This window comes from Psychrobacter sp. 16-MNA-CIBAN-0192 (assembly GCF_040309565.1).
Classification (GTDB): Bacteria; Pseudomonadota; Gammaproteobacteria; order Pseudomonadales; family Moraxellaceae; genus Psychrobacter.
Genome location: NZ_JBEOOX010000417.1, coordinates 1 through 259, shown reverse-complemented (window position 1 = coordinate 259; position 259 = coordinate 1). Strand labels below are relative to the sequence as shown.

Here is a 259-nt window from a genome sequence, read left to right as displayed (position 1 = left end):
ATACTGCGATTCTAATTGTGACAAAAATGCCCGTTGCTCAGCAAACTTACGCTTACCCGTACTCACACGCCCATCTGATACCGCAGAATCAACATATTCCCACGGCATTTTTGAAAACTCTGGCTGTCCTGAGTCAAGCGAGATGACCTGCTGATTTAAGTAAGCAGAATCCATCAGACGTCGAATCGTTGAGGCATCATAGCCTGATGACAGCGCGCGCATGGAGAAGTCAGACTTCCAATCAGAAAAGCTGTTGTAG

The 259-nt window shown here is 46.7% G+C and carries 1 protein-coding gene; it reads right to left on the bottom strand.

The window, feature by feature from the left end:
• Positions 1 to 259 (bottom strand): lytic murein transglycosylase (locus AAEY78_RS13805; RefSeq protein ID WP_352339926.1); only part of this gene is annotated, 259 nt, incomplete at both ends.